The organism is Chryseobacterium soldanellicola, from assembly GCF_900100115.1.
GTDB classification, from domain to species: Bacteria; Bacteroidota; Bacteroidia; order Flavobacteriales; family Weeksellaceae; genus Chryseobacterium; species Chryseobacterium soldanellicola.
This window is the reverse complement of sequence record NZ_FNKL01000002.1, coordinates 280,952-297,736: the sequence shown is the minus strand read 5'-3', so window position 1 is coordinate 297,736 and position 16,785 is coordinate 280,952. Positions and strand designations below refer to the sequence as shown.

At 36.3% G+C, this 16,785-nt stretch carries 10 protein-coding genes; 6 read left to right on the top strand and 4 right to left on the bottom strand.

Features of this window, described 5'->3' with window-relative positions; all coding sequences use genetic code 11:
* Positions 1-21: 21 nt before the first annotated feature.
* The 4 genes from BLT04_RS06135 to BLT04_RS06120 form a co-directional block, all read right to left on the bottom strand.
* Positions 22-870, bottom strand: a complete 849-nt coding sequence (locus tag BLT04_RS06135) for an ABC transporter permease (RefSeq protein ID WP_089754763.1) — start codon at positions 868-870, stop codon at positions 22-24.
* A 172-nt stretch (positions 871-1,042) separates the two neighbouring features.
* Entirely contained in the window at positions 1,043-1,906 is an 864-nt protein-coding gene (gene rfbA, locus BLT04_RS06130; RefSeq protein ID WP_089754761.1) for a glucose-1-phosphate thymidylyltransferase RfbA, read from the bottom strand.
* Between the two features lie 9 nt (positions 1,907-1,915).
* Positions 1,916-2,995: a dTDP-glucose 4,6-dehydratase gene (gene rfbB / locus BLT04_RS06125; RefSeq protein WP_089754759.1), complete on the bottom strand. Its 1,080-nt coding sequence runs from the start codon at positions 2,993-2,995 to the stop codon at positions 1,916-1,918.
* Between the two features lie 3 nt (positions 2,996-2,998).
* A complete protein-coding gene (locus BLT04_RS06120) occupies positions 2,999-4,312 on the bottom strand; it encodes a UDP-glucose dehydrogenase family protein (RefSeq protein ID WP_089754757.1) in 1,314 nt (437 codons plus the stop codon).
* Positions 4,313-4,526: 214 nt separating this feature from the next.
* Between BLT04_RS06120 and rimP the strand changes: the two genes are divergently transcribed.
* The 6 genes from rimP (at position 4,527) to BLT04_RS06090 (ending at position 16,773) form a co-directional block, all read left to right on the top strand.
* Positions 4,527-4,994 carry a ribosome assembly cofactor RimP gene (gene rimP / locus BLT04_RS06115; RefSeq protein WP_089754756.1) on the top strand — a complete coding sequence of 156 codons (468 nt, stop codon included), beginning with the start codon at positions 4,527-4,529 and terminating at the stop codon, positions 4,992-4,994.
* Positions 4,995-5,012: 18 nt separating this feature from the next.
* A complete protein-coding gene (nusA, locus tag BLT04_RS06110) occupies positions 5,013-6,248 on the top strand; it encodes a transcription termination factor NusA (protein WP_089754753.1) in 1,236 nt (411 codons plus the stop codon).
* 78 nt (positions 6,249-6,326) lie between these two features.
* Positions 6,327-9,398 carry a translation initiation factor IF-2 gene (gene infB, locus BLT04_RS06105; protein ID WP_089754751.1) on the top strand — a complete coding sequence of 1,024 codons (3,072 nt, stop codon included), beginning with the start codon at positions 6,327-6,329 and terminating at the stop codon, positions 9,396-9,398.
* Positions 9,399-10,215: 817 nt separating this feature from the next.
* A complete protein-coding gene (locus BLT04_RS06100) occupies positions 10,216-13,068 on the top strand; it encodes a SusC/RagA family TonB-linked outer membrane protein (protein ID WP_089754749.1) in 2,853 nt (950 codons plus the stop codon).
* Between the two features lie 12 nt (positions 13,069-13,080).
* Complete coding sequence (locus tag BLT04_RS06095) at positions 13,081-14,694, top strand: RagB/SusD family nutrient uptake outer membrane protein (RefSeq protein WP_089754747.1); 1,614 nt, start codon at positions 13,081-13,083, stop codon at positions 14,692-14,694.
* A 141-nt stretch (positions 14,695-14,835) separates the two neighbouring features.
* A complete protein-coding gene (locus BLT04_RS06090) occupies positions 14,836-16,773 on the top strand; it encodes a putative porin (RefSeq protein WP_089754745.1) in 1,938 nt (645 codons plus the stop codon).
* Positions 16,774-16,785: the final 12 nt, after the last annotated feature.

Below are 16,785 nucleotides of genomic sequence, written 5' to 3'. Positions count from 1 at the left end.
TTTACTTTTTAAATTAATAGATTATACAGTATCCATAAATGTTTTTTCAACTTTGTTGAAAACCACAACTCCTATTGCTAAAAGAACAAGAATTATTACAGTACTGATTCCCAGCATTAGTGGAGAAAAATCCCCAACACCCATCCATGCATATTTAAAGCATTCAAAAATACCTGTCAATGGATTATAATAAGACAGTTTTTTAAAAAATCCAGGTAATGAAGATACAGGAAATATAACAGGGGTAGCGTACATATACAAGCTCACTCCGAAGCCAAGTAACATACTAAGATCCTTATATTTTGTTGTAAGGGCAGAAAAAATCATTCCTACTCCCAAAGCAAAGACGGCCATTAAAAGTATTAAAAAAGGAGTTGCCAGGATCCAGATATTAGGGTGGGCTTCGCCTTTATAGAAATAATAGGCCCAACCGATAAGAAACAGGATAAACTGTACCCCGAAGCGCATCAAATTGGATATTACGATCGAAATAGGAGTAACCAATCTCGGAAAATAAACTTTTCCGAAGATATTTGCATTTCCGGCAAATGTATAAGATGTTCCTAATAATGAACTTGAAAAATAGTTCCAGAGTGTAACACCTGCTAAATAAAACAATAACGGCGGAGCTCCGTCAGTCGGTAGCTTAGCAATTTTACTGAAAACGACTAAATAGACAATAGTCGTTAAAATGGGATTAATAAAAAACCATATAGGGCCTAAAATTGTTTGTTTAAAGCTTGATACAAAGTCTCTTTTTACAAACATATAAACAAGATCTTTGTATTTCCAGACTTCTTTTAATTTTAAATCAAATAAAGAATGGTCGGCTTCAATCGTTTCGGTCCACTTTTGTTGTGGTTCATTCATCTGTGTAAAAATTTTATGCAAATTTATAATAATTAATTTATCCAAATTTTCATGGATTGTGAATTTTTCTTCACATAACGCGAAAATAAAGACTAATATATTAATATTTGTCTTTATGAACAAAAACTATTAACCAAAAAGCCAATAGTTTTATAAATATTAAGATTATGATTTATTTGTTGACGAGCTGCTTCAAATATTCACCATAACCGCTTTTTCCATATTTTTTAGCGGTTTCCAGTAATTTTTCTTCATCGATGAATTTGTTTCTGAAAGCAATTTCTTCAATACATCCGATTTTAAAACCCTGTCTTTTCTCAATAACTCTTACAAATTCAGAAGCATCATTCAGTGAATCAAATGTTCCGGTATCCAGCCATGCAGTACCTCTGTCGAGAACACCTACTTCAAGCTTTCCTTTGCTTAAATAAACATTGTTAACATCCGTTATTTCAAGCTCGCCTCTTGCAGAAGGCTTGATGTTTTTTGCAATCTCAACGACTTCATTATCATAAAAATAAAGCCCGGGAACGGCATAATTGGATTTTGGCTTTAACGGCTTTTCTTCAATAGAAACAGCTTTAAAATTATCATCGAATTCTACAACCCCATATCTTTCAGGATCCGAAACGTGGTAGGCAAAAACAACGCCGCCATCTGGGTTTGTCTTATTCTTTAACAAAGTTCCCATTTCAGAGCCGTAAAAAATATTATCGCCCAAAACTAATGCGGCAGAATCGTCTCCAATGAATGTATCACCTAAAATAAATGCCTGCGCAAGGCCGTCCGGGCTTGGCTGTACGACATATTCTATATTACATCCGATTTGGGAGCCGTCTCCTAAAAGCTTAATAAAGCCTTCCTGGTCATGAGGTGTTGTAATGATTAAAATATCCTTAATCCCTGCCAGCAATAATGTTGACAGCGGATAATAGATCATCGGTTTGTCGTAAACAGGCATCAATTGCTTACTGACGGCAATGGTAAGAGGGTACAGTCGGGTTCCGGAACCTCCGGCTAATATTATTCCTTTCATCTTTGTGTATTAATTGTATTGTTTTTCGTAGTATTTCTGATAATCACCAGTTGTAACATGCTCCAGCCATTCTTTATTTTCAAGGTACCAGTCGATGGTTTTACCTAAGCCTTCTTCAAATGTTACAGACGGTTTCCAGCCCAGCTCCTGATTAAGTTTTGTGGCATCGATAGCATAACGCTTGTCATGTCCCGGCCTGTCTTTTACAAAAGTGATTAATTTTTCAGAATAACCTTCAGGTTTTCCTAGCTTCGCATCCATTTGCTTGATTAATTCTTTCACCAAGTCGATATTCTGCCATTCGTTGAAACCTCCGATATTGTATGTTTCTCCTGTTTTAGCTTCATTAAAGATCTGATGAATACCTTTTGCGTGATCAATTACATATAACCAGTCTCTGGTGTATTTTCCGTCACCATAAATTGGCAGTGGTCTTTCATTGATGATATTTGAAATACAAAGCGGAATTAATTTCTCAGGGAAATGATTCGGGCCGTAATTATTTGAACAGTTGGAAACGATAAACGGCATTCCGTACGTATTTCCGTAAGCTCTTACCAAATGATCGGAAGCTGCTTTTGAAGCTGAATACGGAGATTGTGGATCGTAAGAGGTCGTTTCTAAGAAAAAGCCTGTTTCACCCAAGCTTCCGTACACCTCATCCGTTGAAACATGATAAAATAAGTTTTGTCTTTTTTCACCAGGGAATCTTCCGTGCGTGTGATCGGGATTTAATGTCCAGAATTCTTTACAAAGATTAAGAAGGTTCGCCGTTCCGTTTACATTGGTGTTGATAAATGCCATCGGATCGGTAATGCTTCTGTCAACATGACTTTCTGCTGCCAGGTGCACAACAGCATCAGGATTATATTTTTCGAATACTTTTCTTAATTCTTCGGGTTTTGTGATATCGGCTTTTTCGAAAACATAATTAGGCTCATTTTCAATGTCTTTTAAGTTTTCTAAATTTCCGGCATAGGTAAGGGCATCAAGATTAATGATCGTTGTATCCGGATTGTTTTTTACAAACTCTCTTACAACGTGAGAGCCGATAAATCCTGCTCCCCCTGTGATAATAATATTTTTCATCTTTTAGTTTACAATTGTTTTTCTTCCGATACTTTTATAGTAAAATCCGTTTTGCTCGGGAATTTCCAGCGGATACATATTTCTTCCGTCAAAAATGACTTTATTGTTCATTTTTTTAGCCATTAATTCAAAATTAGGGTTTTTAAATTCCGGCCATTCTGTAGCGACAAATAGTGCATCTGCACCTTCCAGGGCTTCATACATGCTTTTTGCATATTCTATTTTGTCACCAAGCAGTTTCTGAACATTATTTTCTGCAATGGAATCATATGCAACAACTTTCGCACCTTTTTCTAATAAAAGGGCAATATTATCTAAAGAAGAGGCCTCACGGATATCGTCTGTATTGGCTTTAAAGGCTAATCCCCACATGGCAATTTTCTTTCCTTCGATACTTCCGCCGAAATATTTTTCAATTTCTGAGACCAAAATTACTTTTTGGGAGGTATTTACATTTTCCGTAGCTTCTAAAATCTGGAAATTGAAATCTTCCTGCTTTCCTGATTTAATTAAAGCTTTCACATCTTTCGGGAAACAGCTTCCGCCATATCCGATTCCCGGGAATAAGAATCTGTGACCGATTCTGTCGTCACTTCCCATGCCAAGCCTTACTTTATCTACGTCTGCGCCTACTTTTTCGCAATAATTTGCGATTTCATTCATAAATGTAATTTTTACAGCTAAAAATGAGTTGGCAGCATATTTTGTAAGCTCAGATGATTTTTCATCCATAAATATAATAGGAATACCCGTATTGGTAAATGGCTGATAAATTTTAGCCATAATATGTTGGGCTTTTTCAGAACTCGCTCCTACAACCACTCTTGAAGGATTCATCGAGTCTTCCACAGCAAAGCCTTCTCTTAAAAATTCAGGGTTTGAAACGACGTCGAAAGGAATATTTGTTTTAGAAGAAATTACCGCTTTTACTTTGTCGGCAGTTCCTACGGGAACGGTACTTTTATTCACAATCACCTTATATTCCGTCATCATTTCTCCAATATTGTTGGCAACATTGATCACGTATGAAAGATCTGCGGAGCCGTCTTCACCCGGGGGCGTCGGCAGAGCAAGATATACCACTTCGCTTTTATCAAGCGCTTCTTTTAAATTGGTCGTGAAAAATAATCTTTCAGCTTGGATGTTTCTTAGGAACATTTCTTCAAGGTTCGGCTCATAGATGGGAACTACGCCGTTTTTCATACCTTCTACTTTCTTTTCATCAATATCTACACAGTAGACTGAATTGCCAAGTTCTGCCAGGGTAGTTCCTGTAACTAATCCTACATAACCTGTCCCTACAATCGTTATATTCAAAATATATGTTTTTTAAAAATTTAGACAAAAATAATAAAAATACTTTCACCACGTCCTTTAATTTAATGTAAATCAATTTTAAGTTATTCACTTGATAATAAGATGATTTTGCTTTTTTAAGAAAAATTTGTATATTTGCATTGGATTTACGGAAAAATAATGGGAAGGCTTCGGAAGAAAGCCTTTTTTCGTACGGGTAAACCAAGATATATTTATGGAGTTTAGAAAAAAAATTGAAGAATTATTAAATGAATTCCTTGAAACCAGAAAAGATTTATTTCTTATTGATCTGAAGTTTTCTGCAGGGGATGATATTACGGTGATTTTAGATGGTGATAATGGAGTGACGCTGCAGGACTGCCTTGATGCGAGCCGCGCGGTAGAATTCAATATGGATCGCGAAGAGCATGATTTCAGCTTACAGGTGATGTCTGCAGGATTGAGTGAGCCATTATCAACTCCAAGGCAATTCAATAAAAATTTAGGAAGAGAGATCGAAGTAATGTTGGAAGATGCTTCTAAAATTGAAGGTGAATTAGCAAAAGTGGATGACGAAAAAATCACACTTGTCTTACGTTACCGCAAACCGAAAGAAATAGGTAAAGGTAAAGTAGACGTGGAGGAGGAAAAGGAAATTCCTTACTCCGAGATTAAGAAAGCATTAGTAGTAATTAAATTTTAAAAAGAAAAAAGAAAATAGATGGATAATATAGCGTTGATTGAATCCTTTGGTGATTTTAAAGACGAAAAAGGGATCAGTAAGATTGATCTTATGGCAATTATTGAAGATTCACTGAAAACTCTTTTGAGAAAAAGATTTGACTCAGATGACCATTTTGATGTGATTGTGAATCCTGATAAAGGAGATTTTCAGATATTTTTAAATATGACGATTGTAGAAGACGATATGTCTGAAGATGATGATCTGGAAATTGAAATTTCGCAAGCTAAGAAAATCGACCCTACTTTTGAAGTGGGTGAAGAATATACAAGAGAAATCCCTGTAGCACAGTTAGGAAGAAGAAATATCCTTACTTTGAAACAGATTTTGGCAACTAAACTGCAGGAGCACAACAATGCCATGTTGTACGAGCAGTTCAGAGACAGAATCGGGGAAATTGTAATTGGTGAGATTCATCACATCCGTCACAAACACGTGATCTTATTGGATGATGAGGAAAACGAATTTATTTTGCCAAAAGAAAACCAGATCCCATCTGACTTCTTTAAAAAGGGTGAAAGTATCAGAGCTATTGTTGAAACAGTAGATTTTAAAGGTTCTAAACCGCAGATTATTATTTCCAGAACTGCACCTAAATTCCTTGAGAAATTATTAGAGCTGGAAATTCCTGAGATCCAGGATGGTACTATCATGTTGAAAAAGGTAGTAAGAATCCCTGGTGAAAAGGCGAAAATTGCAGTTGATGCTTATGATGACAGAATTGATCCTGTGGGTGCCTGTGTGGGTGTAAAAGGATCCAGAATTCACGGAGTTGTAAGAGAATTGAGAAACGAAAACATCGATGTTATCCAGTGGTCTAAAAACCCTGAGATTTTGGTGAAGAGAGCTTTAGGAAACGTAACGGTCAATAAAATTGACATCAACGAGGAGGCAAACTATGCATTGGTTTACACGCCTGTTGAAGAGATTTCTAAAGTAATCGGTAAGCAAGGACAGAATATCAGACTGGCTTCTTGGTTGTCAGGATATGAAATTGATGTGTATAGAGAAGCTAGCGAGGATGACGATGTTGATTTGAGAGAATTTAATGACGATATCGAGCAGTGGATTTTGGATGAATTTAAAAAAGTAGGTCTTACTACTGCGAAATCCGTATTGGATAAAGAAACTGAAAGCCTTCTTAATATGGTGGATCTTGAAGAAGAAACCATTGAAGACGTTAAACGTATTCTAAGAGAAGAATTTGAAGATTAAGATTTTAATTAAATTTTAATAAACAGTAAAAAGAAATACTTTAATTTTAAGAATTAAAAAAAATAGTAAATAATATAGATGCCAAAAATAAGATTAAATAAAGCGGTTAAGGAATTCAACATTTCGATGTCCAGATTAGTGGAGTTTTTACAAGCTAAGGGAATCGAGGTTGAAAGCAATCCTAACGCTCAATTAGAAGAAGCGGCATATTCTGCATTGGAAGCTGAGTTTGCCAAGGATGGTGAACAACGTAAAGCTTCCCATGAGGTGGTGATCACAAAAGTTCCGGAAGAAAAGCTGGAAATTGAGAAAACCCCTGAAGTAATAAGAGCTAAAGCTAATAAACCAGAAACTAAGATTTTAGGTAAAATAGACTTAGAGTCTAAAAAGCCTGAAGTTGAAGAAACTCCTGCTGAAAAACCAGTTCCCATGGTTGAGGAGAAAAAACCTGTTGTTGAAGAAAAGAAAGAAGAAGTTGTACCTGCTCCCGAAGTAAAAGCAGCTCCTGAAAAACAGGAATTTAAAGTTCTGGATAAAATAGATTTGTCTCAAATAGAATCTAGAAATAGACCAACAAAAAAAGATAAACCTAAAGTGGAGGAGAAAAAAGCAGAGGACAAACCTGTAGAAAAACAAATCGAGCCTGTAAAAGAAGCTCCAAAACCGGTTGTTGAGCAGCCTGTAGCCAAACCTGCTGAGGTGAAAGCTGAGACGCAAAAACCAACGCCAGAAGAGCCACAGGAGCCACAAAAAATTGAAACGGTTTATCAGAAACTTGATGGTCCTAAGATCGTCGGGGAAAAGATCGACCTTACTCAGTTTGCGCCAAAACCAAATTCTGGAGCGAAAAAGAAGAGAAAAAGAATTGAAAAGCCGGGTGGAAATAACCAACAAGGTGGTGGTAACAACCAGCAAGGCGGAAACAATAATAACCAGGGAGGCGGGCAACAAGGAAACCGTCCTTATGGTAATAACAATAACAACCAAGGCGGAAACCGTCCTCAAGGCCAAGGCGGCCCTCAGGGGAATCGTCCTCCGGGTCAAGGTCAGGGTGGCGCACAAGGAAATCGCCCTCAGGGACAAGGCCAGGGAGGTCAAGGTGGTGGAAACCGTTTTGGAAATAACAACCAAGGCAACCGTCCACCAGGACAAGGCGGCCAAGGGAATCGTCCTGCAGGACAAGGCGGTGGAAACCGTTTTGGAAACAATAACAGACCGGGTCAGAGAACCATGCCTGTTGAATTGACAGACGAGCAAGTTAAAAACCAGATCAAGGAAACTCTTGAAAAACTTACAAACAAAGGAGGTAAGTCTAAATCTGCCAAGCACAGAAAAGATAAAAGAACTTTCCGTAGAGAACAGGATGAGCGTCAGCAAGAGATTGATGCACAAGACAGAACATTAAAGGTTACTGAATTTATTACGGTAGGTGAATTGGCAAGTTTAATGAACGTGTCGCCAACCGAAGTAATTTCTGCTTGTTTCTCATTAGGGGTAATGGTTACCATGAACCAAAGGCTGGAAGCTGATACCTTATTATTGGTAGCCGACGAATTTGGTTATAAAATTGAATTCTCAGATGCAGATCTTGGAGAATCCGAAGCTGAAGAAATTGTTGACACAGAAGAAGAGCTTCTTCCAAGAGCTCCGATTGTAACAGTAATGGGACACGTTGACCACGGTAAGACTTCATTGCTTGACTACATTAGAAAAACCAACGTAATTGCCGGTGAATCCGGAGGTATTACACAGCACATTGGTGCTTATAACGTAAAATTGGAAAATGGTCAGAGAATTACATTCTTAGATACACCGGGTCACGAAGCCTTTACGGCGATGAGAGCCAGAGGTGCTCAAATCACCGATATTGCAATTATTGTAATTGCTGCCGATGATGATGTGATGCCTCAAACGAGAGAAGCGATTTCTCACGCACAGGCTGCAGGTGTACCGATGATCATTGCATTAAACAAGGTTGACAGACCAAATGCAAACCCTGATAATATCCGTCAGCAACTTTCCGGAATGAATATTTTGGTAGAAGAATGGGGTGGAAATGTTCAGGCGCAGGAAATTTCTGCGAAATTTGGTAACAATATGGATGTCCTGTTAGAAAAAGTATTACTTCAGGCAGAAATGCTTGATTTAAAAGCGAATCCTAATAGAAATGCCCAAGGTGTTGTTATTGAAGCTTCATTGGATAAAGGTAGAGGTTATGTTGCCACTATGTTGGTGCAGACAGGTACTTTGAGAGTCGGAGATTATGTAGTAGCAGGTAAGAACCACGGTAAGGTGAAAGCGATGCTTGATGAAAGAGGTAGAAATCTTACAGAGGCCGGCCCATCTATTCCGGTAACTATTTTAGGTTTAGACGGAGCTCCTACAGCGGGTGATAAATTTAAAGTTTACGACGACGAAAGTGAAGCTAAAACTATTGCCAATAAGAGAGAGCAACTTCAAAGAGAACTTTCTATCAGAACTAAAAAGCACACTACGCTTGAAGAATTGGGTAGAAGAATCGCTTTAGGTGAGTTTAAAGAGCTTAATATTATCTTAAAAGGTGACGTTGATGGTTCGGTTGAAGCATTATCAGATCAGTTACAAAGGTTATCAACGGCTGAGATCAATGTAAACATCCTTCATAAAGGTGTTGGACAGATCACGGAATCTGATGTTAACTTAGCAACGGCTTCTGATGCAATTATTATCGGTTTCAACGTAAGAGCTGGTGGTAATGCTAAAGAATTGGCTGATAAAGAAGAAATTGAAATCAGAACATATTCTGTAATCTACGCTGCTATTGACGAGGTTAAAGAAGCGATGGAAGGTATGCTTTCTCCTGAAATTAAAGAGCAGGTAATTGGTAACGTTGAGATCAGAGAAGTCTTCAAGATTTCTAAAGTCGGAACAATTGCCGGTTGTATGGTTCTTTCAGGAAAAGTAACAAGACAGTCTAAAATCAGAGTCCTTCGCGACGGAATCGTGAAGTTTGACGGTGAATTAGAGAGTTTAAAACGTTTCAAAGACGATGTGAAGGAAGTAACAAAAGGTTACGAATGTGGATTGAATCTGAAAGGATACAACGACATTGAAGAGGGTGATATTCTTGAGGTTTACGAAGAAGTAGCCGTTAAGAAGAAATTGAAATAAATTAACCTTTCTTATATAATTTTAAAACCACTTTGTAAAAAGTGGTTTTTTTTTGTTTCTTAATTTTTGGTTTAAAAAATCAACTGATCTTATTAAATCTTCTTCTCAAATTCTATTTTATTTTGATTTAAAAGCATGTATAACAGATGCCTTTTTTCAAAAATTGTCATAAAATATTCTTTTGCTTTTCGTGCTTTATAATGAATTTTTTTAGCATGATATTTTCTTAATAAGACACTGTTTTTAAAACAGGCATTAGTAGAATCAACAATAAAAACATTCAGATTTTTAATAAAATTAACAGTATTATTAACAATATACCGGCTCCAAGAAAAAATCCACGAGCTTGAAAATGGCTAATTTTGTGAACGAAATTGCCGTTTTTTATGAATAATCAAAACCATAAAATATATTTATCTGTAAAATAGTAAGTGGTAAAAATCACAAAAAAGAAAATTGAATTTTATAAGGTTCTATACTATTTAAGAAACGATATTTGTAAATTAAATAGTAAATAACTCTACTTTCTGCTTATAAATAAAAACCATTTTTATGAAAATGGTTTTTATTTTTCTTAATTTATAATGAATCTAAATAAAGTTTTCTAAATTGTTGAATAATTGTTAAATTTGATAATTATGGCGAAAAAAATTAATTTTATTAAACAATAACCGTGTATTATTATTAAGTTTCTTATGTTTTATACTTTAATTAATGGATTTTAAAGAAAATTATACTATAAATACAGTTAAAAAACTTGCAAGTGTTAATATTTATTAACATATTTGCCCATTAAAATATATTAAAATTTGTTAATATGAATGTTAAACTACGTGTATTAACGGCTGGCGTTTTGTTTTTTACAGGCTCAGCTGTGCTAGCTCAACAAAAACCGGTCGACACTACAAAGGAGGCTAAAATTGAAGAGGTTGTTGTTTTAGGGTATAGCAAGAAAAGTACAAAAGCAAAATCTGCGGCAGCTTCAGTTACTGTAGATTCTAAAGCTCTTGAAAATCGTCCTAATATTTCCTTTATCAATTCCCTTCAAGGAAATGCGCCGGGGATTAGTATTAACTCTACTTCAGGATCTCCAGGTTCTGGTAAGATTGATGTTATGGTTCGTGGTCTGTCATCTATCAACGCATCTACGGATCCATTGTATGTAATTGACGGGTTAATTACTTCTGCAACTCAGTTCAGAAACTTAAATACTGAGGATATTGAAAGCATCAGTATTTTGAAAGATGCGCAAGCAACTTCTATCTATGGTAACAGAGGTGCGAATGGTGTTGTTGTAATCAATACTAAAAACGCTAAGTATAACAGTGGATTAAGAGTAACTTATGATGTTCTTACTTCATTCTCAGTATTGCCTAAGACTAAGTATAATATGCTAGATTCTAGAAGCCTATTGAATTTAGAAAATAGCCAGGGAGTTGGTCTGGGATCGACTTTGACTCCTGAGGAAATAGCTGCTTACGATGTAAATACAGATTGGAACAAAGAGTTTTTCCAAACTTCAATGTTACAGCAACATACTTTAGGTATAACTTCTGGAGGTAAAAACATTAATAACTATACCTCATTGGGGTATTTGAATACTGATGGTGTTTTTAAATCTACTGATTTCCAAAGATTCACTTTGAGAAATAACTTGAATGGTAAATCTGACAACGGAAGATTGACATTTAGTATGCAAATGGCGGTAGGATATTCTAAGCGTCACCAGCTAGATCAGGAAACCAATACAGGTCTTGATAATAATATTGTACAAAACCCACTTTTCGGATCTTTATTAACGCCTTCATATCTTGAATCTTATCCATTTAGTGGAGGTCAGGATATGTATAACCAATATGGTGGTGGTGCTGCTCCGGGATGGATCCTTCAGGATGTTATCAGAGGAGGGGTAAAAAACCTATATACTGAAACTTCAATCCTAGCTAACGCAAACGTAAACTATAAACTTACAGATTGGTTATCAGTAGGAAACAGATCAGGTATCGATTACAAAGAAACTGACCGTACTTTTGCTCGTGATCCAAGAGGATATCTTTCAATTGCTGCAAAACCTACTACCGCTCAGTTCGGAGGTCTTGAATCAATTTCTAATACTAAAGACTTAACATTTAACTCAGTAACAAACATTACTTTTGATAAAAAGTTTGGTGATCACTCACTTACTGTTGCTGCTTATTTAGATTATGTAAAAGCTCACTACTTGGCTTCAGCTCGTCAGCAAAATGGTTTAGATCCATTTATCTGGGCATTTGGTTCAGGAACAGGTTATATTCCATTCAACCCTGCTACTCCGTCACTTTATCTTCCAAGTGTTTCAGCTGCTAAAATTAACGCTGGTACATTGGCATATGTAGGAACACTAGATTATGACTACGCTGGAAAATATGGTGTGAGTGCTACGGTAAGAAGAGATGGATCGTATAGATTCTCTCCTGACAACAGATGGGAGACATTCTGGTCTGTAGGAGGTCGTTGGAATCTTGATAAAGAAGATTTCCTTTCAGGATCGAATACAGTGAAAATGTTGAAAATTAGAGGTTCTTATGGTACTACAGGTAACCAAAACTTAGTTCAACCGGCTAACAATGGTAACCCATTATTCTCAGGAACGAACTTATATTCTGACTTAGTAGGAAGTGGGGCTGGATATATGAACCTTCCTGGATACGGTGCAACCATCGGTAATCCAAATATTAAATGGGAAAAAGTAACACAAGCTAACATTGGGGTTGACTTTGCATTATTTAATAATTTCGTAGAAGGTACTTTTGATATCTATAAGAAAACGACAGATAGATTATTTAACGGTATTTCATTATCTGCTGTTACCGGGCAGTACTCTATCAACGGAAATAATGGAAAACTTGAGAATAAAGGTATTGAAGGATCATTACGTTTCAATGTTCTTAAGAATAAAGACTATAGCTTATCTCTTTTTGCTAACGGAGCATATAACAAAAACGAAATTGTTGAGTTCGAAGGAGCTGACCTTTCAGGGGATAACGTGAATGCTGCAGGAGGGCCAATCGGACAATGGAATTTATACCACTATGCTGGAGTAAATGCTCAAACTGGAGAAATGCAATTCATTGGAGCTGACGGTAATATTACTGAAGCACCAACAGCTAATGATAAAGTATTAACAGGTAAATCTTATATTCCTAAATTCACAGGAGGTTTTGGTTTAAATGCTGATTATAAAGGATGGTTTGCAGATGTATTGTTCAGCTATCAAGCTGGAGGATGGATGTATGACAATGTTTATTCATGGTTGATGGACCCAAGTTCAATTGGTGTACAATCAGGATTTAACTTCTCAGGAGATATTTTAAACTCTTGGACTCCGGAAAATACAAACACAAACGTTCCTTCTTTGAATGCTACCAATCTTGGAACAGATGGATCTTCTGATAGATTCCTTTACAAAACTGACTTTATTCGTTTGAAAAATGTAACTTTTGGTTACAACTTCAAGAAAGATATGTTGAGAGGGTTACCTATCAGTTCTATCAAAGTATTTGTTCAAGCAGAAAATTTAGTGACATGGACAAACTGGAGAGGATATGATCCAGAACCATTGTTCTCATATTCATTAAGTGTTTATCCTAACCCTAAAGTTGTTTCTGTAGGTCTTAATGTACAATTTTAATAATAAGTTTAAATGAAAAAATTAATTTTAAATATATCTTTAATAGGTTCTGTAATGTTTTCTTTAGGAGCACTACAGAGCTGTAATGATGCGCTTGATACCAACCCGCAACCGGGGACGGTTCAAGATGATGGAACGCCATTTGCTGATACAGATGCCTTATATGGTTATCTAATGGGGAATGTATACGGTAGCTTAGAGCCATCAACCGCAATTTATACAACTGCTGTTCTTTCTGACGAAGTAAAACCAGGTTCTGGTAGTGGTGGGCAGGAATTTGACGTACACCGTTTCTTTTTTAACTCGCAGACTGCGCAAGCAGCAGCAGTTTGGCAAAATAACTATGCAGTTATTAACCATGTTAATCGTTTAGTAAGAGGAGCTGAAGCAATTACTCCAACAAGTACTGCTGATGCAGCAAGATTAAGCAATATTCTAGCTCAGGCTAGGGCAATAAGAGCATTTGCTTATATACAATTAGAATCTTTATATTCTGAGAATATGACTGATCCTAATGCTTTGGGAGTAATTTTATTGAAAGATGTTCCAGATCTTACTTCACAGCTTCCAAGAGTGAAAAATTCTGATATTTATAGCTTTATCGAAGCCGATATCAATTATGCGAAAAGCGTCTTAACAACAGAAGCAAGTACTCAGTATTTTATTGGTAAAAGTGCTATAAATGCTATTGCAGCCAGATATTTTTTATATAAAGGCGATTATGCACAGGCAAAAACTAATGCTGAGCTAGTAATCAGTGCGTCTTCGGCGGGTGGTTTCCCGTTAACGCCTGCTACTCCTATTACTAATGCGGCCAGTGGATCTACAGTTGATAATAGTACTTGGAGAGCGCAATTCTATGCTGTTGGTACATCATTTAATCCATATAGAAGTATGTGGGTGGATGAGAGAAGAGGTGAAACAATTTTCTCATTAGGACGTATTGCAACTGCTGGAAACGGAGTTGCTGTTGGAACATATTGGAATACTAATGCTTCTAATATTTCAGGATCTCCAATGTGGTTCTGGGGACGTAACCTTTATAACCTTTTATTAGCTGGTTATAATGGTGGAACTGGAGGAGATGTTAGATTTTTGGTAGATAGAGACCCTACAACTGCTGCTAATGCAAATTATGCAACATTGTACCCTAACAACCTGCCACAAACAAGAACTACTGACCGTTTGGTTATTGATAAATATCCTGGCAAAACAGGAACGAATACAAGAAATGACCTTAAATTGTTCAGACTATCTGAGATGTATTTTATCTTAGCTGAATGTGCAATCAATAGCAATCAATTGGCTACGGCTGCAGGTTATATCAAAAACGTAAGAGATGCAAGAAACTATTTAGGACCTGTTGCATTACCTGTTTATGCAAATGCGCAAGCTGCTTGGGCTGATGTATTGCAAGAAAGACGTATTGAATTGGCTATTGAAGGACACCGTTATATCGATCTTAAGCGTCTTGCTGTAAAAGCAGGGGTAACTATGGATAGAAATAATACGGATGATATCGTACCAACGACTAACCTGGCGAATGGTGATTACAGATACACATTCCCAATCCCATTGTCTGAAATTGCAGCTAACCCTACTATTCAGCAAAACACCGGTTATTAATCAAACAATAACTTACAATAATAAAACCCTGCCTCAAAGCAGGGTTTTTTATTTCCTTTTATTTCTTATTTTTGCTGTACAAAATTTGATGAGGGAATTATTAAGGTTCCGGATGAGTTTTTGGATAATATAAATGAACGCATGAAGTATATACTTTCAATAATAATCTTTTTCGGGTTTATTGCTAAGGCGCAAGTCGTTAATAAAACAGATTCTAATAAGCTTCCTAAAAAGCTGGAAGATACATTGGTCATCGATTCCGGGAAAAAAGATTCTTTAAAAATATTTAAGCCTACCATCAAAGATTATCAATTTCAGAAACAGTATGCTGAAAAAAAACCGTTTGATACCGTTTTAACGCACGACAAAACGTATATTTTCTCTCAGTACAACAACAAAGATAATTTTGGGAGGATACAGTTTGCCAATGTCGGAGCCGGATTTAATCCTTTGTCTTATGAAGTCAATCCTGAAGAAAATCTGTCTTTGTTACCGGCCAATAAATCGTACGGAATACTTGGAATTAATGACATCGTTTATTATGATGTTAAAACGCCCACTGCGACATTCGTTTATCATAACTCCATGAAGAATGGAGCCGCTTTAAAATCTACCTATACCCAAAATATCGGGAAGAGATTCAATTTTGCGCTGGAATATATGGGGCTTCGTTCTCAGGGGCTTTACAGGAATTCATTAGCAGCAAATAATAATACCTTATTTTCCGGTCATTATATTTCCAAAAGTGGCAACTATGAATTGTTTGCCCACTATTTACATCAAAATGTCAATAATCAGGAAAACGGGGGAATCGTAGAAGATGATCTTTTCCAAAACGGAGACAGTGAGTTCAGAAACAGAACCAACGCCCAGGTAAATCTGGCGGGAACAAGCTCTCAGTTTTCCTACAGAAGATATTATTTGACCCATCAGTTTGCGCCCTTTAATTCAGATAAGTTTCCATTTAAAATAAGGCATACGATTTCTCATCAGGGAAATAAATATTTTTATCAGCAAAATACTTTAGAACCTTATTGGTACAATACACAAGCCGAAATTGTGGCTAATTTTCCGTTAAACACAAAAAAATATTCAGATAATTTCAGTAATACGGTAAGCTTGGTCTGGGATAATGAAAAATTCAAGCTTGATGCGGGAGTCCGTTACCAGATGTTAAAATTAACGGCCGATGAAATTGTACTGCCAAATCTTACCGTTCCCGGTGAGATAAAAGAAAACAGAATCGGCGCGGTAGGAAATCTGCAGGTAAAGCTTCTGGATAAAATTCAGTTAAATTCATTTTTAGAATTTTCAAACGGAAGCCAATTCGGAAGTTATTTAAGAACAACGAATAATATTAAGTTTGAACCGATTAAGGATTATTTTGTCAATGCTAAAGTCAATTTCCAAAGTGCTTATCCTTCATTTAATTATCTTTTAAATACTTCTGTTTATAATAATTACAATTATTACCTTCAGGATGCAAAAAATCAGTCAATAACTGAAATTGGAGGAAATATCAACCTAAAATGGTTCCAGACAGAGTTATTTGCCAACTATTTCAGGATTGATAATTATACTTATTTTGATATGAACGGAATGCCAAAACAAAGCGCCGGCTCATTAAATATTTCTCAAATCGGAGGTGACGCCACTTTCAATTACGGAAATTTTCATTTAAATACAAGATTACAGTTTCAGAATGCTTTGACGAACAAAGAATTGTATCCAATGCCGAGTTTAATCGGTAGGGCAAATATTTTCTATCAGTCGAAAGCATTTAAAAAAGCAGCAGAAATTCAGGCGGGTATAAAAGTATATTATTTCTCAAAATTTGCGTCGAGAGATTATTTCCCGATTCTTAACGAATATATTTTGCCTAATGCAAACTCATTTTCCATCGGTGGGCAGCCGATCGTGGATGTTTATTTTAATATGAAAGTTAAAAAAATGTTCTTTTTTATTGAAGGCCAACAAATTGCGACTGTTCTTTCAAGCAATAAAGCGTACGCAGCGCCACATTATCCGGTGTATGATTTCAGATTAAACATTGGAATTGTGTGGTATTTACTCAACTAAAACTTAATTAAA